Source organism: Streptacidiphilus melanogenes (genome assembly GCF_000787835.1).
Lineage (GTDB): Bacteria > Actinomycetota > Actinomycetes > Streptomycetales > Streptomycetaceae > Streptacidiphilus > Streptacidiphilus melanogenes.
This window is the reverse complement of record NZ_BBPP01000014.1, coordinates 108,548-133,368: the sequence shown is the minus strand read 5'-3', so window position 1 is coordinate 133,368 and position 24,821 is coordinate 108,548. Positions and strand designations below refer to the sequence as shown.

The following is a 24,821-nucleotide window of genomic DNA, read 5'->3' as shown; positions in this document are numbered from 1 at the left end:
GTGTCCCTTACTTGATCGAGCGGAGCACACCCGGGAGGACCGCGAGGAAGGCGTCCACGTCCCGCTCGGTCAGGATCAGCGGCGGGGCCAACCGGATGACGTCCGGAGTCGCGGCGTTCACCAGGAAGCCCGCGCGCTGCAGCGCGGCCTGGAGCTCGGCTGCCACCGGACGGGTGAGCACGACACCGATCAGCAGACCGGCGCCGCGCACGTGGTCGATCAGGGGGTCGCCGAGGCCGGTGATGCCGGCCCGCAGCCGCTCGCCCACCTTGGTGACCTGGTCCAGCAGGCCGTCCTGCTCGATGGTGTCGAGGACGGCGTTGGCCGCCGCACAGACGACGGGGTTGCCGGAGAAGGTGGAGCCGTGGTGGCCGGGCTTGAACAGCTGGGCGGCGTCGCCGAAGGCGATGGTCGCGCCGATGGGCAGACCGCCGCCGAGACCCTTGGCCAGCGTGATCACGTCCGGGTCGACGCCCTCGAAGGCCTGGTACTGGAACCAGTGGCCGCAGCGGCCGATGCCGGTCTGGATCTCGTCCAGGATCAGCAGCGCGCCCTTGGCCCGGGTGATCTCCCGCGCCGCGACCAGGTAGTCCGCCGGGGGGACGACGACGCCGTTCTCGCCCTGGATCGGCTCCAGGATGACGGCGGCGGTCTCCTCGGTGACGGCGGCGCGCAGCGCCTCGACGTCGCCGTAGGCGACGTTGGTCACGTCGCCCGGCAGCGGGTGGAAGCCGTCCTGCTTCTTCGGCTGGGCGGTCAGCGCGAGCGCGCCCATGGTGCGGCCGTGGAACGCGCCGAACGCGGAGACCATGTGGGTGCGGCCCGTGAGCCGGGCCAGCTTGAAGGCGGCCTCGTTGGCCTCGGCGCCGGAGTTGGAGAAGTAGACCCGCGCCTCGGCGTGGCCGGTGTAACCGATCAGCCGCTCGGCCAGCCGGATCGGCTGCTCGGCCATGAAGAGGTTGGAGACGTGGCCGAGGGTGCCGATCTGCTCGGTGACCGCCGCGACGATCGCCGGATGGGCGTGGCCGAGCGCGTTGACCGCGATGCCGCCGAGGTAGTCGGTGTAGCGCTTGCCCTCGGCGTCCCACACGTGCACGCCCTCACCGCGGACCAGCGGCAGGCGGGGGGTGCCAAAGTTGTCCATCAGCGCGTGCTGCCAACGGTCGGTCAGTTGTGCGTTGCCGGTCATGCCAGCCCCCCAGCCATCACGGTCAGTTCGGTGTCGGTCTCGGCGTCGGGCACGACCATGGTGCCGATGCCCTCGTCGGTGAAGATCTCCAGCAGCAGGCTGTGCTGGACGCGGCCGTCCAGCACGCGCGCGGTGCCCACGCCCTCGCGGACCGCGCGCAGGCAGCCCTCCATCTTCGGCAGCATGCCGCTGGCCAGGGTCGGCAGCAGCTTGTCCAGCTCGGAGGCGGACAGCTGGCTGATCACGTCGTCGGAGTCGGGCCAGTCGGCGTACAGACCCTCGACGTCGGTGAGGACGACCAGCATCTCGGCCTGGAGCGCCACGGCCATGGCGCTGGCGGCGGTGTCGGCGTTGACGTTGTAGACGTGGCCGTCCGAGCCGCGCGCGACGGAGGAGATGACGGGGATGCGGCCGTCCTCGATCAAGGCCTTGACCGCGCCCGCGTCGACGTTGGCGATGTCGCCGACCAGACCGATGTCGACCTGCTCGCCGTCGACCTCGGCGTAGCGCTTGATCGCGGTCATGGTGTGCGCGTCCTCGCCGGTCATGCCGACGGCGAAGGGGCCGTGCTCGTTGAGCAGCCCGACCAGGTCGCGCTGGACCTGCCCGGCGAGCACCATGCGGACCACGTCCATGGTCTCCGGCGTGGTGACGCGCAGGCCGTTGGTGAAGGTGGACTCAAGGCCCAGCTTGGCCAACTGCGCGCTGATCTGCGGGCCGCCGCCGTGGACGACGACCGGGCGCAGGCCCGCGTAGCGCAGGAACACCACGTCCTGCGCGAAGGCGGACTTCAGCTGGTCGTCGACCATGGCGTTGCCGCCGAACTTGATGACGACGGTCTTGCCGTGGAAGCGCTCCAGCCACGGCAACGCCTCGACGAGCGTGAGCGCCTTGGGGAGCGCGGTGTTGTTGCGGGCCTGTTCGCCCTTGGGTGCGATCTGCACGACGGTTCCCAGTCCTCGGTTCGTCAGCTGGAGTAGGCGCTGTTCTCGTGGACGTACTCGGCGGTGAGGTCGTTGGTCCACACCGTCGCGGTCTGCTGACCGGCGTTCAGGTCGGCGGTGATGACGACCTCGCGGTCCTTCATGGTGACCAGCTCGCGGTCCTCGCCGACGCCGCCGTCGCGGCAGACCCAGACGCCGTTGATGGCGACGTTCAGCCGGTCCGGCTCGAAGGCGGCCGCGGTGGTGCCGATGGCGGACAGGACCCGGCCCCAGTTCGGGTCCTCGCCGTGGATCGCGCACTTGAGCAGGTTGTTGCGGGCGATGGAGCGGGCGACCTCGACGGCGTCGGCCTCGCTGGCGGCGTTCACGACGTCGATGCGGATGTCCTTGCTCGCGCCCTCGGCGTCGCCGATCAGCTGGCGGGCCAGGTCGGCGGAGACCTCGCGGACGGCCGTCGCGAACTCGTCCGCGTCGGGGACGATGCCGCTGGCGCCGGAGGCGAGCAGCAGCACGGTGTCGTTGGTGGACATGCAGCCGTCGGAGTCGACGCGGTCGAAGGTCTTCGAGGTGGCGGAGCGCAGGATCGCGTCCAGCTCGGGGGCCTCGACGAGGGCGTCGGTGGTGATCACGACGAGCATGGTGGCCAGGCCCGGGGCGAGCATGCCCGCGCCCTTGGCCATGCCGCCCACGGTCCAGCCGGAGCCCTGGGCGACGGCGGTCTTGTGGACGGTGTCGGTGGTCTTGATCGCGACGGCGGCGGCCTCGCCACCGTCCTCGCTGAGCGCGGCGGCGGCGGTCTCGACGCCGGGCAGCAGCTGCTCCATCGGCAGCCGGACGCCGATCAGGCCGGTGGAGGCGACGGCGATCTCGCCCGCGCTCAGGCCCAGCACGTCGGCGACCTTCTCGGCGGTGGCGTGGGTGTCCTGGAAGCCGAGCGGGCCGGTGCAGGCGTTGGCACCGCCGGAGTTGAGGACGACGGCGCTGACCTCGCCCCCCTTGACGACCTGCTGCGACCAGAGCACCGGAGCGGCCTTGACCCGGTTGGAGGTGAAGACGCCGGCCGCGGCGTGGGAGGGGCCGTCGTTGACCACGAGCGCGAGGTCCGGCGCACCGGACGCCTTGATCCCGGCGGCGATGCCCGCCGCGCGGAAGCCGCGGGCCGCCGTGACGCCGATGCCGGTCTGGTTTCCGGTGGGCTGCTGGCTCACGGTGCGACTCCTGTCTGCGGAAGGCCGAGCTCCTCGGGCAGGCCGAGGGCGATGTTCATGCTCTGGACGGCGCCGCCTGCGGTGCCCTTGACCAGGTTGTCGATGGCGGCGATGGCGATGATCCGGCCGACGCTCTCGTCGAGCACGACCTGGACCAGCGCGTTGTTGGACCCCTGGACGGAGGCGGTGGCGGGCCACTGCCCCTCCGGGAGCAGGTGGACGAAGGTCTCGCCGTCGAACGCCTCGGCGTAGGCGGCGCGCACCTGCGCGGCGGTGACGCCGGGCTTGGCCTTGGCGGAGCAGGTGGCGAGGATGCCGCGCGACATCGGCGCGAGCGTCGGGGTGAACGAGACGGCGATCCGCTCGCCCGCGACCGCGGAGAGGTTCTGCGTCATCTCGGGCGTATGGCGGTGGACGCCGCCGACCCCGTACGGGCTCATCGAGCCCATGACCTCGCTGCCGAGCAGGTGCGGCTTGGGTGCCTTGCCGGCGCCGGAGGTGCCGGAGGCGGCGACGACCACGGCTTCGGGCTCGGCGAGCCCGGCGGCGTAGGCCGGGAACAGTGCGAGCGAGACGGAGGTCGGGTAGCACCCGGGAACGGCGATGCGCCTGCTGCCCTCCAGCGCCTTGCGGCCGCCGGGCAGCTCGGGCAGGCCGTAGGGCCAGGTGCCGGCGTGCGGCGAGCCGTAGAAGTTCTCCCAGTCCTCCGCGCTGTGCAGCCGGAAGTCCGCGCCGCAGTCGACGACGAGCACGTCCGGGCCCAACTGCTCGGCCACGGCGGCGGACTGGCCGTGCGGCAGACCGAGGAAGACGACGTCGTGACCGGCCAACGTCTCGGCGGTGGTCGGCTCCAGCACGCGCTCGGCCAGCGGCCACAGGTGCGGCTGCAGCTCCCCGAGTCTCGTCCCGGCGTTGGACCCGCCGGTCAGCGCCCCGATCTCGATCGCGGGATGGGTCAGCAGCAGACGCAGCACCTCTCCCCCGGCGTACCCGCTCGCCCCGGCGACCGCCGCGCGGTACGTGGCCCTCGCTGCCATGTGCTGCCTCCTCGTGTTGGGATAACTATACGGAGGTTGGCACATTCATGCAATGAAGGGCATGAATATCCGCCCGAGCCCCCACGGACTCAGGCGGAGAGAGGGGGTTACTCACCGTCCTCCGGCGCGTACCGGCGTAGGGCGCCGGTGTCGATCGTCCACTCGTCGACCTTGATCACGTCGCCGAACACGTACGGCACGTGTGCCTCGTAGACGGCGCGACCGCCCTTGGCGACGGGCTTCCAGTAGTGGTGTGCGGTGCCGTCGCGCGGATCGATGATCACGTAGTGCGGGATGCCCATCGCCGGGTAGTCGCGGAGCTTGCCCTGATAGTCGTTCTCGGGGTTGTTCGGAGAGACGATCTCGACCGCCAGCAGTATCTCCGCCGGATCCAGGGCGGAGTCCGAGGTGTCGAACGCCGCCTCCGGGACGACGATCACATCGGGACGACGCAGGACACCCAGGTTCTCGTCCTCGACGTCACCCAGCGTCTCCGCAAGGAGCCCCTCGGACAGCTGCGGTTGAAGCTGCCTCCGTACGCGCGACGCGTTCAGGTCGTGGCGCGGAGACGGGCTCATCATCATCAGGATCTGGCCGCCACTGATCTCAGGAAAGGCGAAGTGCGGTTCCTGAGTCAGCGCATCCCGGTACTCGCGAAGGTGACGGTAGGTCTCAGCCTGCGTCCGCATGCCTCCAAGTCTACTGACGATCACCGCCCGTGTTCAGGAGTAGGCGGCCAGTGGGTCCTCGTCGCCGTAGGGACGCAGGCGCAGGGTGCGGGCGTCGCGCTCGCGGATGAGTTCGGCGTCGCGCAGGAGGGCTTCGAGGTCGTCCCGGCCGAGGTGGAGGAAGCGGCCGTGGAGGGGGTCGAGTCGGCCGCGGGCCGCGTCCACGACCGTGGCGACCAGGTACGGGATGCTGCCCCAGTGGACCATGTCCGCGAACATCGGCATGTTCGCCGTCATCTCGGTCGCGACCGCGCCGGGGCTGATGTCCAGGATGGTGACGCCGTGCGGGCGCAACGTTTCTGCAAGGTTGTCGCTGAGTCGCAGCAGTGCCGCCTTGGACGTCGCGTACGCGGTGTAGCGGCCGTCGGGACGCAGCGCGAAGCCGCTGTTCAGGTTGACCACGCGGCCCGAGCCGCGCTCCACCATGCCGGGCAGGACCGAGTGCAGCAGGTTGAACGGCCCCCGCAGGTTCGTCTCCACCACCTGCCACCACTGCGCCTGGTCCGCCTCCCACAACGGCACCTCGGCCCGGTCCACCTGGCCCGCGTTGTTGACCAGCAGGTCGATCCCGCCCAGATCCCGCCGGACGCTGTCGACCGCCGCCTTGACCTGGCCCGGGTGGGCCACGTCGGCCGCGAGGGCGACGCATTTCACACCGTGGCGCACGCAGGCGTGCAGCGTCTCGGTGAGGGTGGCGCTGTGGCGGCCGAGCAGCGCGAGATTCATGCCCTCCGCGGCCAGGCCGAGGGCGATCTCGCGTCCGATCCCGCGCCCGGCCCCGGTGACCAGGCCGGACCGGCCCTGCAGACTCCTGAGTCCCACGACCCCGCTCCCTCCCGTTGGCGTGTCCGTCCACCTCATCGTGGTCCGGTCTTGGCAGGTCCGGCGGCGGACACGCGCAGGGGGAGGGGGTAACGTCGGGCCGTTGCCTTGAATAGAACTCTTCGAAGTGTTCGACTTCGACGAACGGACTGGGGAAGCCACACGTGAGCGACATCGCGCGAGTAGGAGTGGTGGGCTGCGGCCTGATGGGGTCGGGCATCGCGGAGGTCTTCGCGCGCTCGGGTCTGGACGTCAAGGTCTCCGAGGCGAGCGGGGAGGCGCTGGAGCTGGGCCGCACCCGGATCACCACCTCGTTCGACACGGCCGTCCGCCGCGGCAAGCTCAGCGAGGAGGACCGCGACGCGGCACTGGCGCGGATCTCCTTCACCACCGAGCTCGCCGACTTCGCCGACCGCGATCTGGTGATCGAGGCCGTCGCCGAGCGCGAGGACATCAAGATCGCGATCTTCGAGACGCTGGACCGCGTCGTCGAGCGCCGCGACGCGATCCTGGCCTCGAACACCTCCTCCATCCCGATCGTCAAGCTCGCCTCCGCGACGAGCCGGCCGGAGCAGGTGCTCGGCATCCACTTCTTCAACCCGGCTCCGGTGCAGAAGCTGGTCGAGATCATCCCGACGCTCACCACCTCCGCCGAGACCGTCGCCCGCGCCGAGGCCTTCACCCGCGAGGCCCTCGGCAAGGACCCGATCCGCGCCCGCGACCGGGCCGGGTTTGTGGTCAACGCGCTGCTGGTGCCCTACCTGCTCTCCGCGGTCCGCATGTTCGAGTCCGGCATCGCGACGGCCGAGGACATCGACAAGGGCATGGAGGCCGGCTGCGCCCACCCGATGGGCCCGCTGCGCCTGTGCGACCTGATCGGCCTGGACACAATCGTCTCCATCGCCGACTCCATGTACGAGGAGTTCAAGGAACCGCTGTACGCGGCCCCGCCGCTGCTGCAGCGCATGGTCGACGCGGGCCTGCTCGGCCGCAAGTCCGGCCGGGGCTTCTACCAGTACTGACGCCCTCTTTGACGGCATGAAGGAGGCGATCGGCCCAGGCTCGGTGGTTTGGTCCGATCGCCCTGACGGCGTTCCAGGGGGGCGCCGCAGGCTCTCCGTAGAGATCCTCGGGATTCGGTGACACGGGCGGCTCCTCGTCCACGCGGACGGTGAAGCCATCAGGGCTGGTCGCCAGGCGAAGCGTCGCCGTTTCGCGCCTCTTCGGGGGCGTTTCAGCAGATCAGGACCAGTTTTTGACGGTCGACCAGTCACCGGGGCGGAGCTAGAGTGCGCGGCGTGCTTCGAACCGTTTGCCGCCTGCTGGGCTACCTGCTGATCCTTGTCGGGCTGCCTGCCGTCGTTCAGGCCGGTTACCTGCTGTCCTGTCAGATGGGACACGACTACAACGCCTGGGAGTTCACCGCGTCGGGCGCGACTGCGTTCTGCTTCGCGGTGGTACTCGCTGTGCGGGCCATGCTGCGCGACCGGCGGCAGCGCCGATGACGACCGTTCCGCTGTGGGTGCGGAAGGCCACGCCCGTTGTCCTGGCGTGCGGGCCCTGACGGTTTCGCTGCCATGACTGAGGCCCGGCACTGAGGCAGTACAGGCGCAGTAGTGCCCGGTACTGCGCCTGCACCGGAGCGACCCGTCGACGGGGAGTGGGGCGGTCCGGTTTCGGTAGGGTGACGTCGTGGCGGCGTCCGGTGGGCGCCTTGGTGCGAACTGCGTACGGAGAAAGCCCTTGACGGCGGTCGGGTGCCTGGTGGCGGTCCTCTGCGTCGGTGGCGCCGCGGCGGCGGCGGTGCGGGTGCGGGCGTGGAACCGCCGGAGGGCGGCCGAGCACGAGGCGTGGCTCCGGGGCATCCACGAGAGCGACCGGGAGGTCGCCCTGCTCGACGAAATCCGCCGCCGCCGGTCCCCGGCGCCGGAGCGCCGGGAGTAGCAGGCCGAGGCGTCAGGCGGTGCGGCCCGGGGCGACGTTCGGGTCCGGCGCCAGGTCCGCCAGAGGGTCGTCCGAGCGGCGCGTACCCGGGGACGGCACGAACGTGAACTGCACCATCCCGCGGGTGGTTCCCTCCGGCGGGATGCCCGCGCGGTGCAGGCAGCGGGTGGTGTTCACGAAGGCGCCGTGGCCCGCGGGGGCGGTGAAGGGGACGACGCGGTCCGGGTCGTCCAGATGGCGGCGGGCCGGGCCCTTGGCCCAGCCCTGGCCGAGGTAGCCCGTGCGCATCAGACGGCGGGTGCTCGGAACCGGGTGCAGCCGGAAGGCCCCGCCCTCGGCGGTGACGCCGTGGCTGATCTGGACGAAGTACTTCAGCGTGGACACCGGGTGCTGGTCGCAGTGCCAGAGGTTCCCGTAGTGGTGGAAGGCGCGCTCCGGCTCCGGGAGGTGGGAGATCCGCCACATCCGCACGTGCTGCACCCGCCAGCGGCCCCCGTAGTAGGCGTCGAGCGCGCCCAGCACCGGCGCGTTCAGCAGTTCCCGCAGGGCCGGGGCCCGGTCCACCGGGTCCTGCACGTAGCGGACCGCGTCCTTGATCCGGCCGCCCATGTCGACGGTCACGGTCGGGTCGTCGATGAGCTCCTCGTAGCTCGCGCGGACCTCGTCGATCAGACCTGGGCGGTAGCCGGGGTCCAGCACGGCGAAGCCCTCCCGCTCGGCCGAGGCCGCGAGCAGTCGCCCGGCCGGGTCGGCGGGGAGGGCCGGCCGGGAGCGGGAACGCGCCAACAATTGCCGCTGCCCCCGGTTGTTCTCGCTCCAGGCGTCGTTGCCCCAGTACAGGCGCGCCACCTCCAGCGCGAGCGTGCGCCGGAATCCACCGTCCCCCATCTGACCTCCCCCGTTCTTCACTTGGTCTCCACAACTTAGAGCCGTGCGCGGGGGACGATCAATAGGCCTGGCAACAACAGTTTCTGACGCCGACTGCGGTTGACATGCACTTCGACAAGCCCGTATCCGGCCGTTTTGAGTGATCATCAAAACCTTTGTGCCCGAGTTGAGTTCCACGAACCGACACCAGGGGGACACATGTGTGCTTATTGTGTGGACGTACGCTGCGTCCGGCAGCGCGTTCTCCCGGCACGTTCGCACGTTCTCCCAGCACCTCCACCCAGCCCTCGCACGACGCGGCGGAAGCGGTCGGCACCGTCGACCCCCGTCGCGAGACAGGCGCTTCCCCTGACGCGGTGAAGGACTTGATGACCACCACACGCACCACGGCCCTCGTGGCGGCCGATCCCGCCCTCGCCCCGCTGCTGGAGCGCCTGCTCCGGCTGGCCGAGGCCGGACTGCCGGCGATGTACCGGCCCGAGGAGGAGAACTTCGTCTTCACCCGGGCCGCTGTCGCACCAACCGTCCCCGGCTCGGAGGTCTTTCTCGAGGCGCGCGGCGAGAGTGTGCGCTACGCCGCGATCACCGTGCTCGGCGCACGGCTGCTGCCCGAGGAGCGGCAACGCCCGCTCTTCGGCGGCCGGACCGCGGCGGAGTACACCGGCGTCCTGGTCGAGCGGCTGCCGCGGGTGACCAACCTCGGCGACGCCGCGCTGGTGGCCTGGGCCGCGGCCGACACCCGCCACCCGAAGCTGGAGGACGCGCTGGCCCGGCTGGCCGCGCTGGACGACCTCGACGAGGGCGCGCCGACACCCCGCTACACCGTCGAGGCGGCATGGGTGCTCTCCGCGCTAGCCGCCGCCCGCGGCCTCACCGACGCGACCGGCGTCGAACGCCGCCTGCGGACCGCCCGGGACCGCCTGCTGCGCGCCCGGCTGGGGTCGAGCCCGCTCTTCCCGCACGCGACCGCTCCCGGGCTGCTGCCCTGGTACCGCTCCCACGTGGGCTGCTTCGCCGACCAGACCTACCCGTTGCAGGCGCTGGCCCGCGCCCACGTCTCCAGCGAGAACGCAGGAGGCGACGAGACCGCGCTGGCGGCGGCCGACGCGTGCGGGGCGCGCATCTGCGAGCTCCAGGGCGAGGGCGGGCAGTGGTGGTGGCACTACGACGCCCGTCACGGCACGGTGGTCGAGGGCTATCCGGTCTACAGCGTCCACCAGCATGCGATGGCCCCCACCGCGCTGCTCGACCTCGCGGAGGCGGGCGGAAGGGACCACGGGGCGGCGGTCCGGCTCGGGTTGACCTGGATGACCGAGGTCCCGGAGCTGCGCGGCGCACCCGGTGGGGGCACACCCGGTGGGGGCGCGCCCGGCGGTGAGCCGGAGTCGCTGATCCGGGACGACCTCGGGGTGACCTGGCGCAAGGTGTTCCGCGGCGACCCGCGCAAGGCCGTCCGCGCCGCGCGCGGCGTCGGCAGCCGGCTCGTCCCCGGACTGCGGCTCGAACCGCTCGAGCGGTACTTCCCGCCGGTCGCGGTGGACCGCGAGTGCCGTCCCTACGAGTTCGGCTGGATGCTGCACGCCTGGCTGGGCCACGTCGACGCCGCATCGGTCCCAGGGGAGGAAGCATGACGTCGCGTCGGACATCCACCGTGGAGAGACGCCAGGTGCTCGGCGTCGCACTCGACCCGCTGACCCTGACGCAGGCGGTGGACGAGTGCGCCCGCGCCGCGAGCGAGGGCCGGCGTCTCGAGGTCGGCGTCGTCAACGCGGCCAAGCTGGTGACCATGCGCAAGGACCGGCGGCTGGCCGAGGCCGTCACCGGTTGCGACCTGGTCCTGGCCGACGGACAGGCGGTGGTCTGGGCGGCCCGGCTGCTGGGGGCCCCGCTGCCGGAACGCGTCGCCGGGATCGACCTGTTCCAGCAACTGCTGGCGGTCGCCGAGGAACGCGGCCTTTCGGTCTACTTCCTGGGCGCCCGGCGCGAGGCGCTGGATGCGATGCTCGCTCGTCTCGCCGAGCGCCATCCGCAGCTGCGGGTGGCCGGCGCCAGGGACGGCTACTTCGCCGACGACGAACAGCCCGAGGTGGCCGACGCCATCGCGGCCAGCGGCGCCCAACTGCTCTTCCTCGGCATGACCTCGCCGAAGAAGGAGCTGTTCACCGCCGGCTACGGCGAGCGCAGCGGCGTCCACGTCGTGCACGGCGTGGGCGGCTCCTTCGACGTGCTCGCCGGGGTCACCCGACGGGCGCCCGAACTGTGGCAGCGCCTGGGCCTGGAGTGGCTCTACCGCGTGGCCCAGGAGCCGCGCCGGCTCGGCCGCCGCTACCTGGTGACGAACGCCCAGTTCATGCTGATGACCGCGCGGGCGATGCTCGCGCGCACCACTCAACCGTCGCAACCGCCGACACCGGCAGGAGGTAACTGATGCGCGTGGTCGTGGTCGGACAGGGGTACGTGGGGCTGCCGCTCGCGGTGCGGGCGGCCGAGGTCGGGCACGAGGTGATCGGCTACGACGTCGACACCGGCCGGATCAAACGGCTTGCGGCCGGTGAGTCCTATGTCGAGGACGTGGCGGCGGAGCGGCTGGGCGCGGTCCTGACCTCCGGCGCCTACCGGGCGAGCGACGCCGCCCGCGACTGCGGCGGCTTCGACGTGGCCGTGGTGACGGTGCCGACGCCGCTGCGCGAGGGCGTGCCGGACCTCAGCTACATCGAGGAGTCCGCGCGCACCCTGAGCCGCTACCTGCGCCCCGGCGCGACGGTGGTGCTGGAGTCGACGACCTATCCGGGCACCACGCAGGACCTGTTCGGCCCGCTGCTGGAGGACGGCTCGGGGCTCACCGCGGGCCGCGACTTCCACCTCGGGTACAGCCCCGAGCGGATCGACCCCGGCAACGCGGTCTGGGGCTTCCAGCAGACGCCCAAGGTGGTCTCGGGCGTGGACGCCGCCTCGCTGGAGGCGGTCGGCTCCTTCTACGGGCAGCTGGTGGACACCGTGGTGCCGGTCTCCTCACCCAAGGAGGCGGAGCTGGCCAAGCTGCTGGAGAACACCTTCCGGCACGTCAACATCGCACTGGTCAACGAGATCGCGATGTTCGCGCGGCATCTGGACATCGACGTCTGGCAGGCCATCGACGCGGCCGCGACCAAGCCGTTCGGCTTCATGCGGTTCACCCCCGGCCCCGGCGTCGGCGGCCACTGCCTGCCGATCGACCCGTCCTACCTGTCCTGGCGGGTGCAGCGCGAACTCGGCCAGAGCTTCCGCTTCGTGGAGCTGGCCAACGACATCAACAACCACATGCCCGAGTACGTGACGCGGCGGCTGATCGAGGCGTTCAACGAGCGCCGCCGCTCCGTCAACGGCTCCCGGGTGCTGCTGCTCGGCCTCGCCTACAAGAAGAACACCGGCGACGCCCGGGAGTCGCCCGCGCTGCGGGTGGCCCAGCTCCTGCTGGACCTGGGCGCGCAGGTGCACGCGGCCGACCCGCATGTGGTCGAGCCACCCGAGGTGGACGCGCGGCTCGCCCGGGTCGAGCTGACCGCGCAGGAGCTGGCCGCCGCCGACGCCGTGGTGCTGCTGACCGACCACGACTCCTTCGACTACGCGCTGGTGCACGCGCACGCCCGCTACGTGCTGGACTGCCGACGCCGCCTGACGACGCAGGACGCCTCGGGCGAGCAGCCCGACGCGGCGGGCTGCGCGACGGTCGAGGTGCTCTGAGACCGATGCGGATCGTGTGCGTGGTCGGGGCCCGACCCAACTTCATGAAGATCAAGCCGGTGATGGACGCGCTGGAACGGCGTGGAGCCGAGGTCCTGCTCGTCCACACCGGCCAGCACTACGACGCGGCGATGAACGACGTCTTCTTCGAGGACCTCGGCATCCGGCGGCCGGACCGCAGCCTCGGCGTGGGATCCGGCAGCCACGCCGAGCAGACCGCCCGGGTGATGACCGGCTTCGAGCCGCTGCTGACGGAGGTCGCCCCCGACGCCGTGGTCGTCGTCGGCGACATCAACTCCACGGTCGCCTGCGCACTGGTGGCCGCCAAGGCCGGGCCGCTGCTGGCCCACGTCGAGGCGGGCCTGCGCAGCCGCGACTGGCGGATGCCGGAGGAGGTCAACCGCGTCGTCACCGACCGGCTCAGCGACTACCTGCTGGCGCCGTCCGAGGACGCGGTGGAGAACCTGCGCGCGGAGGGGTATCGCGAGGACCAGATCCACCTCGTCGGCAACGTGATGATCGACTCGCTGCTGGCCAACCTGCCGCGGGCGCGCGGCGGCGGCGCGCTGGAGCGGCTGGGCCTGGAGCCCGGCGCGTACGGCCTGGCGACGCTGCACCGCCCGGCCAACGTGGACGACCCGGCGGTGCTCGGGGGCATGCTCAAGGCCCTGGGCGAGATCGCACGGCGGTGCCCGCTGCTGCTGCCGGCGCATCCGCGCGCGGCCGACAAGCTCACCGCGCTGGGCGTCCCGGAGGGGGTGCGCCTGGTGCCGCCCGCCGGTTACCTCGACTTCCTCGCCCTGCAGGCGTCCGCCCGGATCGTGCTGACGGACTCCGGCGGCGTGCAGGAGGAGACGACGGCGCTGGGCGTGCCGTGCGTGACCCTGCGGGAGAACACCGAGCGTCCGATCACCGTGACCGAGGGGACCAACGTCCTTGCGGGCGTGGAGCCGGAGGGCATCCTCAGCACCGCGCTGGCGGTCCTCGACGCGCCGCCGCCCGCGCGCCGCCCCGCTCTGTGGGACGGCAGGGCCGGGGAGCGCATCGCCGAGGTGCTGCTGAACGGCGGCCCCGCCGGGAGTCGCCCTCGGCCGACGGATCTCGTGGCCACCGGTCCCGGCGATTCACAGGATCAACCGCGGCGAAGCCCTCTCGGCTGACCGCCTTAGCCCATAAGCTCGTTCGTCAGTCGCGTGTCCCCCGTAGCCGCCGACCGACACACGGACAAGGAGACGGAGTGGACCTCGCCGAGATCGCCCGGGTGATGCGGCGGCGCTGGCTGGTGCTGCTGCCCGGCTTGCTGCTGACCCTCGCCCTGGCGGCGGGGCTGTACCTGCTGACGCCGACCAAGTACCAGTCGCAGGCGACGGTCGAACTGCTCAACTCGCAGAAGGCGACGGTGCCGTTCAACGGCAATCCCTTCCTGAGCACGCAGACCTCGCTGACCGGCATGGCGGATTCGCTGGCCCGCAACGTCAACTCCGACACGTCGCTCGCGGAGTTGAAGGCGCTCGGCATGACCGGCACCTCCGAGGCGAAGATCGCCGACAACGCGCAGGCGCCGCTGCTCTGGCTGACGATCACCGGCACCGGTCCGCAGTCGGTGCTGAAGTCGGACCAGATCCTGGTCGACTACACCGGGCGCAAGCTCCAGCAGTTCCAGAGCGACCAGCAGGTGCCCCCGGCGGCGATGATCCGCATGACCGTCATCGTGCCGCCACAGCAGCCCGCGGCCCAGCTCAAGACCAAGATCGAGTACGTGGTCCTGCTGGGCCTCGGCGGTCTCGCCCTGAGCCTGGTCGCCACCTTCTACGTTGAAGCCAAGCGCCGCCCGCGCCACGCCGGATCGACGGTTGCGCCGGCCGGCCCCGCGGAGCCGGGTCGGACTGCCGGGCGGGCCGAAGCTGCCGGGCCGGCGGGGTCAGCGGACGCAGCCGACGCCGACCAGGCTGTCGGCTCCTCCGGGCCGGCGGAGCCGATCGCGACCGTCGGACCGGCAGGGGATTCCCTCGTCGCGGAGGCCGACCGGAGAGCCACGCTCGCCGGGGCGAACGGGACCTCGCGCCGCCGCAAGGGCGGCAAGGCGAAGGACCCCGCGGCGGCGACCGCTCCGGCGGAGTCGGCTCCGGCTGCGTCAGCCCCGGCCGAAGGCTCCCAAGGTCCCGACGGGGCCGAGGAAGCCGACGACGAGAGGGCCGGTGACGCCGGAGACACGCCGACCATGCGGATCCCCGCGGTGAAGCCGCCCAAGCAGCGCGCCTCGTCCTGGTTCAGCTGACGTCAGCTGGATTGTTCAGCTGACCGAGCCCAGCCGCCCCGTCGAGTCGCGACGGGGCGCGAAGGAGTCCCCATGGCCTCGGCCGAGTCCGCGTCGCTGGGCCGGAAGGTCCGGTCGGCGGCGCGGTGGAGCCTCGTCAACACGGTGGTGCTGCGCCTCGGCAACTTCGCCACCGGGATCGTGCTGGCACGCTTCGCCCTCGGCCCCGCCGAGTGGGGCGTCTACGGGGTGGCGCAGACCGTCCTGATGGTGCTGCTGTCCGCCAACGAGCTCGGCGTCGGCCTGGCCGTCGTCCGCTGGGAGGGTGACCTGCGGCGCTTCGCGCCGACCGTGCAGACGCTGAGCACCCTCTCCAGCGGCCTGCTCTACCTGGTGCTGTTCACGGCCGCGCCCGCTCTCGCCCACGCGCTGGGCTCGCCCAACGCGGCCTGGGTGCTGCGGATCATGTGCGTCTCGGTGGTGCTCGACGGTCTGGCGCAGGTGCCGAACGGCGTCATCACCCGGGAGTTCGCGCAGATCCGCCGGCTCGTCCTGGACGCCGTCAACTTCGTGCTCAGCACCGGCGTGACGCTGGGCCTGGCGTTCGCCGGGTGGGGCGCGATGAGCTTCGCCGTCGGCGCGCTCGCCGGGAACGCCGCGTCGCTGCTCGGCGCGGTCGTGGCGGCGCCCGGCGCGTTCCGCTTCGGGTGGAACCGGGCCGAGGCGGGGGCGTTGCTGCGCTTCGGCCTGCCGCTGGCCGGTGCCAGTCTGCTCGCGCTCGGCGTGGTGAACGTGGACACGCTGATCGTCGGCGCCACCCTCGGCAAGGTGGCGCTGGGCTTCTACGTGCTGGCCTTCAACATGTCCGGCTGGCCGGTCCGCGTGGTCTCCGAGGCCGCCCGCCGGGTCTCCTTCGCCGGCTTCTCCCGGCTCGCGGAGTCGGCCGGGCCCGCCCTGGCCGACGGCTTCGGCCGCGCGTTGCGGGTGCTGGTGACCGGCACCGTGCCGATGTGCGTGCTGCTGGCGGGGCTGGCCGCGCCGGTCGTCGGGCTGGTCTACGGGCACCAGTGGCTGCCCGCGGCACGCGCGCTGCCGTGGCTGATGGCGTTGGGCCTCACCCGGATCGGCTGTGAGCTGGCCTACGACTGCCTGGTCGCGATCGGCGCGCGGCACGCGTTGCTCGCCGTGCAGGGGCTGTGGCTGGTCGCGCTGATTCCGACGCTGTTCGAAGGGGCGCGGCTGGACGGGATCGCGGGCGTCGCCGCGGGCCACGCCGTGGTGGCCGGCGGCCTGGTGGTGCCCGCGTTCCTGCTGGCGCTGCGGCGCGGCGGCATCGGCGTGGGCGTGGTCGCCCGGGCCTGCGCCTGGCCGTTCCTGGCCGGGGCCGCGATGGCGGCCGTGCTGCTCGGGCTCCCCCGGGCGCTCGGTCACTCGCTGGCCGCGCTGGCGGTGGCGTCCGCCGGGGCGTTGGCCGTCTACGCGCTCGGGGTGCTGCCCACCCGGCACGCCCTGCTCGGGGTCGAGCGCCGGCACGGCCGCCACGCCCGCCCCCGCGCCCTGCTGCCCGGCCCGAGCCGGACGCCCCTGCCGCCGCCGAGGCGCTCCCCTGAGCAGGAGCCGGAGCCGCTGCTCGACGGCACCGGCCCGGACGGCGTCCGCCCCTGAACGCGGCGCTCACGCCGCTCCCATGACACCCGGTCCAGCCGGAACCAGCCAGTCCCAGCCCGCCCGCCGTCACCCGCTCGCCCCGATGCGAGGAGATCCCGATGTCCCTGAGCCCCGCCCCTCCCGGCAGACCGGCCCGGCCCGGCCCGAGCCTTCGCCGGGTGCTCCTGATCGGTGTGGTCGTCGGGCTGCTCGTCCTGGCCGTCGAGGCCGCCTGTTCCAGCACCGCCGGACGGAACGCCGCCGACTGCTCCCCCGCCGCGACGCCGACGGGCGGAGCCGCCCACTGCCGCAGCGGCGGCGACTCGTTACCCGGCGGGAGCACCTCGCCCGGGGCCTCCTCCTCGCCAACTCCCGGGGCGTCCGCGTCCGCCTCCGGCTCCTCGTCCGGCTCGCCGAAGCCGAGCGGGTCGGCCTCGGGAACGTCCGGTACCGGGCCGCAGGGCACCGCGCTCCCGGCCGGTGGCTGCGCCTCCCCCACCGCCTGCGGCTTCCCCGACGCGTCGAGCACCGGCCCGCGCATCACGCTGACACCTCATCATCTTCCGGGAGCCACCACCGACATCACCACCAACGGCACCGTGATCCGCGGTTGGGACATCACCGGCTCCCTGGACGTGTACGCCGACGACGTGACCGTCGTCGACAGCCGGATCACCTCCAGCAACTGGTGGGGCGTCAACCTCCGTCCGGGGCACCACGGTCTGCGCGTCCTGCACTCCACGATCACCGGCGTCCCCGGCAAGGGGCCGGACAACGGCGGGGAGGACTACGCCGTGTCCAACATGGGCACCAGCTCCGTCGAGGTCGGCTGGAGCGACATCTCCGTCTTCGGCAACGCGCTGTCGATGGGCCAGGGCTACCTGCACGACAACTACGTGCACGACATCCGGCCCTTCGTGAACGCCGGCGGCGAGTGGCAGCACGCGGACGCGGTCATCAGCGACGGCGGCGGCGCGGGCGCGCTGGTGATCCGCAACAACACGCTGCTGAACCCGGTGGGCATCACCCAGGGCGCGTCCGCCAGCATCGGCCTGTACGCGGACTCGGCCACCGTCCACAACACGGTCGTCGAGCACAACTGGCTGGCGGGCGGCGCCTACGCGCTCTACGGGGGCGGTGCCGGGGCCACCGGCATCACTGTCGCCGACAACCTCTTCTCCACCCAGTACCACCCCTCCTGCGGCGCCTACGGGACCGCGACCGCGTGGAACGGCGCGGGGTCGGGCAACCAGTGGAGCGGCAACCGCCTCTCCGACGGAACGCCCGTCCCCCCGCCCTCCTCCTGACCGGAAGGAAGACCGCACGTGCCCCGCCCGACCGCACGCCGCCTGCTGTGGGAGCCGCTGAAGCGGCGCTTCGGCTGGATGGTGCTGTTCGAATGGCGCAACAAGCTCCTCCTCGCCCCGGGGTCGATCCCGCTGCGCTGCTTCGAGGACGCCGAGGTGCGCCGGCTGGCCGCCCAGCTCCGCAGGCCCCCGGAAGGGCTGGTCGCGACGGTGATCGCCACCCACCGGCGTCCCGAGCCGCTGCGCGCCGCCATCGCCTCCGCCCTCGCGCAGAGTGTCCCCGACCAGGTGGTCATCGTCGTCGACGACGGCGCTGGCCTGCCCGAACTGCCCGACGACCCGCGCCTGTTCGCCGTCTCACTGGCCCGGAACATCGGCGTGGCGGGGATCGTGCGCAACGTCGGGGTGCGGCTGACCCGTTCGCGCTATGTGGCGTTCCTGGACGACGACAACCTCTGGGAGCCCGACCACCTGAGCCGGGCGCTGGCCGCCCTCACCGGGCGGGACGGCTCCCCCGCCGCCGACGGCGTCTACACCGCGCTGCGGCGCGTGCTGCCGGACGGTCGCGACCACGACGTGCTGTCGGTGCCGTTCGACCGGCGCCGCGCCGCGCACGAGGCGTTCCTGGACACCAACGCCTTCGTCGCCCGCCGCACCCCGGCGCTGCACTTCAGCCGCCTGCGGCGGCGTCCGGAGGTGCTGCCGCGCGAGGACTGGGAAATGATCCGCCGCTATGCCCGCCGCCACCGCGTCCGGCACGTCCCCGAGGCGACCGTGCGCTACCTGGTCAACCCCGCGAGTTTCTTCTCCGACTGGAGGGACGCATGCTGAACAACCTGGTCAACCGTCACGACGCCGACCGGCTGCTGCGCAAGGTGCGCCGGCTCGACCTGGACCCGGTGCTGGCGAAACTCAAGGTGCGCGGCAGCCGCCGGGTCGTGGAGCACTGGTCGGAGGTCGCGCCGTCGATGACGGAGTGGTGGGCGATACCCGCCGTGATCCGGCGATGGAACCGTCTGATGACGGGCGACGCGGACCTCACCTTCCCGCAGTACGTGGCCCGTTCGCACTTCGCCCCGCACTTCGCGCCGCGGACCGGCCTGCACGGCCTCTCCCTCGGCTGCGGGACCGGCGGCAACGAGATCCTGTGGGCCCGTACCGGGGCGTTCGCCCGGCTGGAGGGCGTGGATGTCGCCCCGCAGCGCATCGAGTTCGCCACCGAGGCGGCGGCCGAGGCGGACCTCGCGGAGGTGCTGCGCTTCCGCGTCGCCGACGTCCAGGAGATGACCCGGCAGGGCGAGCGCTTCGACGTGCTGCTCGGGCTCCAGTCGCTCCACCACTTCGCCGAGTTGGACGCGACCCTGCCACGCCTGGCCGAACTCCTGCACCCCGACGGGCTGCTGGTCGTCGACGAGTTCGTCGGCCCGACGCGATTCCAGTGGACGGACGCCCAGCTCGCCGCCGCGAACGAGCTGCTGGCGCAGCTCCCGGCCTCTCGCCGACGTCTCGCCGACGGCCGCACCAAGCACCGGGTGATCCGCCCGAGCCGCATGTCGATGGTCCTCGACGACCCCTCCGAGGCGGTCGACGCCGCCGCCCTCCTCCCGGGCCTGCGCCGCGTCTTCGACGTGGTCGAGGAACGCCCGTACGGCGGCACGGTCCTGCACATCGCCCTCTCGGGCATCGCCCACAACTTCCTCACCGACGACGCCGAGACGACGGACCTGCTGGACCTCTGCTTCGCCTTCGAGGACAAGGCGCTGCCCGAACTGGGCCACGACTTCACCGCGATGATCTGCCGCAAGCCGCACTGACCCGCGGAGCGGGGCCCCGGAACGGAGGCCCCGGGGCCCGGAGCCGTCCCCGGAGACGCGCGGGGCCTCCGGGGCCGAACGCCCGGCGAGGGCCCGTCGGCGACCGGTCGGAGGCGTGAGCCTCGGACGCCCGCACGCAGGTGGGCAGGGGCGGCGGCGGATCGCCCCTCCCCGCCCCGGCCCGAAGGCGGGCCTCACGTCGGAGGCCAACCCCGGCGCAGTGAGGATCGTCGCCGTCGGCGGCTGGGCCGCAGCGTCGGCGCGTTCCCTCCGGCGGGGGTTCCCGCCCGACGGGGCGCGTCTCATGGCCCTGGTGTCTCCCGGAGCTTGGCCGGGGACAGCAGGGCCCGGGCGGCCATGCGGCTCTGGGGGCGGGCCAGGGCGGCGCGGGAGAGTTCGCGCAGGAGGACGGCCGCGTGGAACGCGGCCGACGCGGCGGCGTTGTTGCGGCGGCGGAAGAGGCGGACGCGGTTGAGGGTGAGCAGCGTCCACAGACGGGGCGAGACCTTGGAGTCGCCGCCCAGGTGCGAGGCGACGGCCTCGGGAACGAGGCGGGTGGCGAAGCCCAGGTCGCGAGCGCGCAGGCAGTACTCCGTCTCCTCGGAGTAGAGGAAGAAGGACTCGTCCCAGGCCCCGCAGGCGTCCGCACAGGCCCGGGAGAGCGCGAGCAGCGCGCCTGTCGCCCAGTCGGCGCGGGTGGGGGCAGCGTACGCGGCCGGATCGGTGACCAGCTCGCTCCAGCGCGGGAAACGCCCCGCCCTGCGGTTGCCGATCAGCGCCTCGCCCAGCGCCCGGGTGACGCTGGACTCGCGCCGCAGCGAGTACGCCACGGTGCCGTCCTCGTCGACCAGCCGCGGCACCGCGATGCCGACGCTGGAGCCGTCCGGCAGCGGCACGTCCAGCGCGTCCAGGAGGATCCGGGCGCAGCCGGGCTCCATCCGGATGTCGGGGTTGCAGACCAGGACGGGGCCGTGGCCACCGGGCCACTGCGCCGCGGCCGCCAGCGCGGCGTTGATCCCGGCGGCGTAGCCGGCGTTGCGGCCGGTCTGGACGACGGTGGCCTCGGGGGCCTGCTCCTCGATCACGGCCACGGTGTCGTCGGCGGAGTCGTTATCCGCCACCACCAGTCGCCACTCGGTGCCCCCCATGGCCTCGGGCAGCGCAGCGAGGAAGCCGGGCAGCACGGCCTGGCTGTTCCAGGTGACGGCCACCACGGCCACGGGCGCTGCGGGGGTCGGGGTCATCAGGCCTCCACGAGAACGGGTTCGGCCGAGGCCGACGGCGGAACGGAGACGTCGGGGTCAGGATCTGCGACAAAGGAGTCGCGGGACGCGGCCTCGGCGCGGACGAACGCGGCGTAGCGGCCGCCCGCGCCGAGCAGCAGGAAGAAGACGCCCGCGAACATGGGGAAGCTCAGCGAGTCGAAGGTCGCGCTGATCACCAGCGTCACGACCGAGGAGGCGAAGAACGCCTGGCCGAGCTCCCGGTCCGACTCGCGGCGGGTGAGCCGCCGGATCGTGCCACCGTGGTGCATCCCGGTGAGGCAGAGCACGAGCAGCGCGACCAGGCCGAGCCCGCCCATCTCGGCCAGGATCAGCATGTACTGGTTGTCGGTGTAGAAGTACAGGTCCGGCGTGAAGGTGCCGAACCCGCGCCCGAACAACGGGCGTTGCTCCAGGTAGGGGACGATCTCGGCGTACTTCACCGTCCGCGCCTGGGTGCTGCTGTCGGAGTTGGACAGGAAGCTGGAGAAGAGGTTGATGATGGTCCCGATCAGGCCGGGGATCACCACTTTGAGTCCGGCGACGCCGACGCCGATCACCGCGATCGAGGTCCAGCGCCGCTGCGGCTTCCAGCGCGGCAGCATCACCAGCGCGATCAGCGCCGCGCCGATGATGGAGGTGCGCGAGACGGTCAGCGGCAGCGCGCCCGCCATCAGCGCGACGGGCGCCCAGCGGCGCCACAGCCGCTGCCCGCGCCGGACCGGGTCGAGGGCCTGGTGGATCGCGAAGGGCAGCAGGATCGCCAGCATCCCGCCGAACTCCAGCGGTTGCGCCGTCGTCGAGCGGGGCCGGACGAAGTCGCCGCGGTCCATCGCCTCGATCCCGGACACGCTCGCGTGCAGACCAGGGATCTGGATCGAGTCGGCGATGTTGGTCCCGGAGAAGAAGTCGTAGTAGCCGAGGGCCGCCACGACGGCGCCGAGCACGACCAGACGGCGCATCAGCACCTCCAGCCGGCCCCGGTCCTGGATCCCGGCCGTGGTGAGCACCACCAGGCCCACCCAGACCAGCAGGCCGATCACGCCCCGGTCGGCGCCGAGCTGTTCCTCGTGCGAGCTGTCCCTGGCGGCGTCGGCGATGTAGCTGAGCAGCACCGCCGCCGCGAGCACGCACATCGCCAGCCGCGCCGAGCGCGTCCCGGCGGGCGCGGTGATCCGGCCGCCGAGCCAGGAGGCGAGGAACCACAGCAGGCCGAGCAGCGCGAAGACGTTCGCGGGCGTCCCCACCCCGCCGAGCGCGGGCACGGCCAGGTTGGAGGGGATGAACAGCGCCAGGTACAGGTAGACCGTCAGCACGGCGGTCGCGTCCAAGGGGCGGTGCAGCAGCCCTCGGCGGCGTGGTGCGGGAGCGGTGACCCGGGACTCCCCGCCGCGGCGGGCGCGCCGGGCGCGGGCGAAGGCGTCCACGACGAAGCAGAGCAGGAATGCGCTGGTGAACCCGACGATGATGGTTCCGGCGACGTCCTGCATCTTCGTCTTGAGCTGGGAGACGGGCTGTTGCGGCAGGACGACGGGCGTGGACTGCACCTGGAACGCCGCGGGCACGTCCGCCTGGAGCTGGAGCGCGTGCAGCTGCTGACCCGCGAATCGGGTGAGCGTGGTCGTCTCGTCCAGCACCCGGGTCCGGCCGACGCCGGTCACGCTCAGCGTCAGCAGCGGTCCGGGGGCGTCGACGGCGAAGCCGACCTTGTAGGTGTCGGTGACGCCGAGGTCCTGCAGCGAGCGGGCCGCGTCCGCGGACTGCAGCGTGCGGATCAGCACGTCGGCGGTGACGATCAGCGGCCCGCCCGCGTTGGAGATCGGATTGCCGAAGGTCGGCGCCAGCTTGGCCACGTCCGTGGAGTCGAGCAGGCTGATGGAGCTCTCGGACTCGTAACTGACCGGAACGGTCCGGTACAGATAGCCGCCCGCCAGCAGACTGAAGACGCAGATCGGCACCACCAGGTACCACCGTCGGCGCAGGGTCGCCAGGATCTCGGCGAGGCTCACCGTCGCTCCTCCCCCCGGAAGTCGGGATCAGACTCATCGATCGCCTGGCGTGTGGTCAAGTGGCACTGGCAGTATCGATCCTGACGGAAGGACAGCCCGTGTCGCCCGAAGCGTTCGTCGGTGCCCTGCTCCGACGCTGGTACGTGCTGCTGCTCGCCCTGCTGCTGACCGCCGCGGGCGCGTACCACGTGCTCAAGCCCACCCAGCTCTACCGCGCGTCGGCGGTGGTCGTGCTGAAGCCGCCGGTCACCGGCAACCAGCCCAACCAGCTCGCCAATCTCCAGCCCACGCTGGCGACCGTCTCCTTCGACGTGGTCCAGCAGCTCGGCACGCCCGCCGGGCTGGCCGAGCTGGCGGCGGCCGGGGTGCACGGCGTCTACACGCTGGCCCCGCGCAACAGCGGCACCAACGCGACGCCGCAGTACCTGATCCCCTCGCTGCAGATCACCGCCGACGAGTCCGACCCGAACGCGGCGGACGCCGTGGCGCAGCGCGTCATCGACGTCTACACGGCGCACGTCGTCGCCCTCCAGAACGGCGAGCACGTGCCGTCCGCGGCCCGGATGACCGTCTCGGTGCTGGTCCCGCCGAACGCGGCGCTGCTGAGCGGCACGAAGAGCCGCGGCCTGGTGGGCGTCGCCATGCTGGGCGCCTTCGGCGGCATCACGGCCGCCCTCTGGACCGACCGCTGGCTCCTCACCCGCGCCAAGCGCCGCCGCCCGGCCCTCGCCCCGGCCTGACGCCTTCCCGCCGGGGCAGGCGCCGCCCAGCGAGCGGATACCTTGGCTCACCCACCCCTGCTCACGCAGGCCCGCCGGTGCAGCGGAACGCCCCGGCGGGTTCGCCCGGACGCACGCGCCCGGAGCAGCGGGTGCGGCCGGCCGCTGCGGGGAGCGCTGCGTGGGCGGCGCGGGGAGTGCTGATCGGTTCACAGGCCGCGGCGCTTCCAGGACTGCCACCAGAGCCACTCGCGGCCGCGCTCGTAGAGCGCGGAGAGGACGAGGGGCTGCAGGTAGGGCATGGCCGTGGGGCCGACGCGGCGGCGGAGACGGAGGGCGCGGAACTCGGGGAGGGTGTCCGCGTCGGGGGTGCAGGCGCGGGCGAAGTCGACCAGTTCGTCGACGGGGACGACGGCGGTGCGGCCGCGGTCGTAGGCGCGGTAGGCGCGGCGCAGCGCGTAGCGGGCCAGCCTGCGGTGGACGGTCTCGCGCAGGCGCTCCGCGTCGGGCAGGCGGTCGCCGCACTTGGCGAGGGCCGAGTCGTAGGCGACCAGCCGCTGGCGCAGGTCGTCGAGTTGGCCGCCGAAGTCGGTGGTGGACATGTTCTGACCGTGGACGCGGTAGTAGGCCTGGTCCGCGCCGCTGACATAGCCGACGTCGGCGTGCGCGGCGAGGCGCATCCACATCTCGATGTCGCCCGCGTGCGGCAGCTCGGGGTCGTAGCCGCCGACCTCGCGCTGGAGCGAGGTGCGGACGACCACCTCCGGGGAGGTGATGCAGCCGGTGCCCTCGCGGAAGCGGCGGTCCAGCCACCAGTGGCCGGGGTAGACGGCCTGGCCGCCGCTGCCGGTGCGGGCGGCCGGCAGCGGGCGGCCGTGCTGGAAGTGGAGGGGGCGGCCGTAGGCGAAGCCGGCCTCGGGGTGGGCGTCCAACAGGGCCGCGGCCCTGCTCAGCGCGCCGGGGACCAGGCGGTCGTCGGCCGAGAGCAGGGCGCAGTAGTCCCCGTCGGCCCACTCCAGCAGGCCCTCGTTGTAGGTGGCGATGTGCCCGCGGTTGGTCTCGTGCACCCGCACCTCGATGCGCTCGTCCTGCGCGGCGAGCTTGCGGGCGGTCTCGGCGGAGTCGTCCGGGGAGGCGTCGTCGATGATCAGGACCCGGACGTCGACGCCCGGCTGTTCGTCGAGCACGCTGCGGACGCAGTCCTCCAGGTAGTGGCCGTACTTGTAGCAGGGGACGACGACGCTGACGCTGCTCATGTCGGTGGGGCCAATCCCCGGGCGGCGGGGAGCAGGCGCCAGGGCCTGCTCCCCGCCGCCCGGTGGG

At 72.5% G+C, this 24,821-nt stretch carries 23 protein-coding genes; 13 read left to right on the top strand and 10 right to left on the bottom strand.

Annotated features, from left to right (window positions below; translation table 11 throughout):
* Positions 1-7: 7 nt before the first annotated feature.
* The 6 genes from TR49_RS17710 to TR49_RS17685 form a co-directional block, all read right to left on the bottom strand.
* Positions 8-1,189: an acetylornithine transaminase gene (locus tag TR49_RS17710; protein WP_084724978.1), complete on the bottom strand. Its 1,182-nt coding sequence runs from the start codon at positions 1,187-1,189 to the stop codon at positions 8-10.
* Positions 1,186-2,133 carry an acetylglutamate kinase gene (argB, locus tag TR49_RS17705; protein WP_084724977.1) on the bottom strand — a complete coding sequence of 316 codons (948 nt, stop codon included), beginning with the start codon at positions 2,131-2,133 and terminating at the stop codon, positions 1,186-1,188. Before argB ends, TR49_RS17710 begins: the two co-directional genes overlap by 4 nt.
* 23 nt (positions 2,134-2,156) lie before the next feature.
* The gene (gene argJ, locus TR49_RS17700; protein WP_042382883.1) at positions 2,157-3,308 is read right to left on the bottom strand and encodes a bifunctional glutamate N-acetyltransferase/amino-acid acetyltransferase ArgJ; all 1,152 of its coding nucleotides are present in this window, start codon (positions 3,306-3,308) and stop codon (positions 2,157-2,159) included.
* Between the two features lie 29 nt (positions 3,309-3,337).
* Positions 3,338-4,378: an N-acetyl-gamma-glutamyl-phosphate reductase gene (gene argC, locus TR49_RS17695; RefSeq protein ID WP_042382806.1), complete on the bottom strand. Its 1,041-nt coding sequence runs from the start codon at positions 4,376-4,378 to the stop codon at positions 3,338-3,340.
* A gap of 107 nt (positions 4,379-4,485) precedes the next feature.
* Positions 4,486-5,067 carry a Uma2 family endonuclease gene (locus tag TR49_RS17690; protein ID WP_042382805.1) on the bottom strand — a complete coding sequence of 194 codons (582 nt, stop codon included), beginning with the start codon at positions 5,065-5,067 and terminating at the stop codon, positions 4,486-4,488.
* 33 nt (positions 5,068-5,100) lie between these two features.
* On the bottom strand, positions 5,101-5,928 hold the full coding sequence (locus TR49_RS17685) for an SDR family NAD(P)-dependent oxidoreductase (RefSeq protein ID WP_042382803.1): 828 nt from the start codon (positions 5,926-5,928) through the stop codon (positions 5,101-5,103).
* 164 nt (positions 5,929-6,092) lie between these two features.
* Here TR49_RS17685 and TR49_RS17680 point away from each other — a divergent pair, with 164 nt between their 5' ends.
* The 3 genes from TR49_RS17680 to TR49_RS17670 all read left to right on the top strand — a co-directional run bounded on the left by TR49_RS17680 (position 6,093) and on the right by TR49_RS17670 (position 7,872).
* The gene (locus TR49_RS17680) at positions 6,093-6,950 is read left to right on the top strand and encodes a 3-hydroxybutyryl-CoA dehydrogenase (protein WP_042382802.1); all 858 of its coding nucleotides are present in this window, start codon (positions 6,093-6,095) and stop codon (positions 6,948-6,950) included.
* A 276-nt stretch (positions 6,951-7,226) separates the two neighbouring features.
* A complete protein-coding gene (locus tag TR49_RS17675) occupies positions 7,227-7,433 on the top strand; it encodes a hypothetical protein (protein ID WP_152627325.1) in 207 nt (68 codons plus the stop codon).
* A 238-nt stretch (positions 7,434-7,671) separates the two neighbouring features.
* On the top strand, positions 7,672-7,872 hold the full coding sequence (locus tag TR49_RS17670; protein ID WP_042382799.1) for a hypothetical protein: 201 nt from the start codon (positions 7,672-7,674) through the stop codon (positions 7,870-7,872).
* A 12-nt stretch (positions 7,873-7,884) separates the two neighbouring features.
* Here TR49_RS17670 and TR49_RS17665 read toward each other — a convergent pair whose 3' ends face one another.
* Positions 7,885-8,760: a hypothetical protein gene (locus tag TR49_RS17665; protein WP_042382797.1), complete on the bottom strand. Its 876-nt coding sequence runs from the start codon at positions 8,758-8,760 to the stop codon at positions 7,885-7,887.
* Positions 8,761-9,128: 368 nt separating this feature from the next.
* Between TR49_RS17665 and TR49_RS17660 the strand changes: the two genes are divergently transcribed.
* The 9 genes from TR49_RS17660 (at position 9,129) to TR49_RS17620 (ending at position 19,508) form a co-directional block, all read left to right on the top strand.
* The gene (locus TR49_RS17660; protein WP_042382795.1) at positions 9,129-10,391 is read left to right on the top strand and encodes a hypothetical protein; all 1,263 of its coding nucleotides are present in this window, start codon (positions 9,129-9,131) and stop codon (positions 10,389-10,391) included.
* Positions 10,388-11,188, top strand: a complete 801-nt coding sequence (locus tag TR49_RS17655; protein WP_042382794.1) for a WecB/TagA/CpsF family glycosyltransferase — start codon at positions 10,388-10,390, stop codon at positions 11,186-11,188. Before TR49_RS17660 ends, TR49_RS17655 begins: the two co-directional genes overlap by 4 nt.
* Positions 11,188-12,483, top strand: a complete 1,296-nt coding sequence (locus TR49_RS17650) for a nucleotide sugar dehydrogenase (protein WP_084724976.1) — start codon at positions 11,188-11,190, stop codon at positions 12,481-12,483. The genes TR49_RS17655 and TR49_RS17650 overlap by 1 nt, the downstream gene beginning before the upstream one ends.
* Before the next feature lie 5 nt (positions 12,484-12,488).
* On the top strand, positions 12,489-13,643 hold the full coding sequence (wecB, locus tag TR49_RS17645) for a non-hydrolyzing UDP-N-acetylglucosamine 2-epimerase (RefSeq protein WP_042382793.1): 1,155 nt from the start codon (positions 12,489-12,491) through the stop codon (positions 13,641-13,643).
* 77 nt (positions 13,644-13,720) lie between these two features.
* Entirely contained in the window at positions 13,721-14,761 is a 1,041-nt protein-coding gene (locus tag TR49_RS40060) for a Wzz/FepE/Etk N-terminal domain-containing protein (RefSeq protein ID WP_052434380.1), read from the top strand.
* 72 nt (positions 14,762-14,833) lie between these two features.
* Positions 14,834-16,405 carry an oligosaccharide flippase family protein gene (locus TR49_RS17635; RefSeq protein ID WP_084724975.1) on the top strand — a complete coding sequence of 524 codons (1,572 nt, stop codon included), beginning with the start codon at positions 14,834-14,836 and terminating at the stop codon, positions 16,403-16,405.
* Between the two features lie 101 nt (positions 16,406-16,506).
* Positions 16,507-17,694, top strand: a complete 1,188-nt coding sequence (locus tag TR49_RS17630; protein WP_176572839.1) for a hypothetical protein — start codon at positions 16,507-16,509, stop codon at positions 17,692-17,694.
* Positions 17,695-17,712: 18 nt separating this feature from the next.
* The gene (locus TR49_RS17625; RefSeq protein WP_236653411.1) at positions 17,713-18,525 is read left to right on the top strand and encodes a glycosyltransferase family 2 protein; all 813 of its coding nucleotides are present in this window, start codon (positions 17,713-17,715) and stop codon (positions 18,523-18,525) included.
* A complete protein-coding gene (locus tag TR49_RS17620) occupies positions 18,519-19,508 on the top strand; it encodes a class I SAM-dependent methyltransferase (protein ID WP_042382791.1) in 990 nt (329 codons plus the stop codon). Before TR49_RS17625 ends, TR49_RS17620 begins: the two co-directional genes overlap by 7 nt.
* A gap of 302 nt (positions 19,509-19,810) precedes the next feature.
* On the opposite strand, the gene TR49_RS17615 is transcribed toward TR49_RS17620, so the two are convergent.
* Both TR49_RS17615 and TR49_RS17610 read right to left on the bottom strand, forming a co-directional pair.
* The gene (locus tag TR49_RS17615) at positions 19,811-20,752 is read right to left on the bottom strand and encodes a glycosyltransferase (protein ID WP_042382789.1); all 942 of its coding nucleotides are present in this window, start codon (positions 20,750-20,752) and stop codon (positions 19,811-19,813) included.
* A complete protein-coding gene (locus TR49_RS17610; RefSeq protein ID WP_052434379.1) occupies positions 20,752-22,779 on the bottom strand; it encodes an O-antigen ligase family protein in 2,028 nt (675 codons plus the stop codon). The genes TR49_RS17615 and TR49_RS17610 overlap by 1 nt, the downstream gene beginning before the upstream one ends.
* A 98-nt stretch (positions 22,780-22,877) precedes the next feature.
* On the opposite strand from TR49_RS17610, the gene TR49_RS17605 reads away from it, so the two are divergent.
* On the top strand, positions 22,878-23,519 hold the full coding sequence (locus TR49_RS17605) for a hypothetical protein (protein ID WP_042382787.1): 642 nt from the start codon (positions 22,878-22,880) through the stop codon (positions 23,517-23,519).
* Positions 23,520-23,707: 188 nt separating this feature from the next.
* On the opposite strand, the gene TR49_RS17600 is transcribed toward TR49_RS17605, so the two are convergent.
* A partial coding sequence (locus tag TR49_RS17600) for a glycosyltransferase family 2 protein (protein ID WP_369405319.1) occupies positions 23,708-24,821 on the bottom strand: 1,114 nt, incomplete at its 5' end.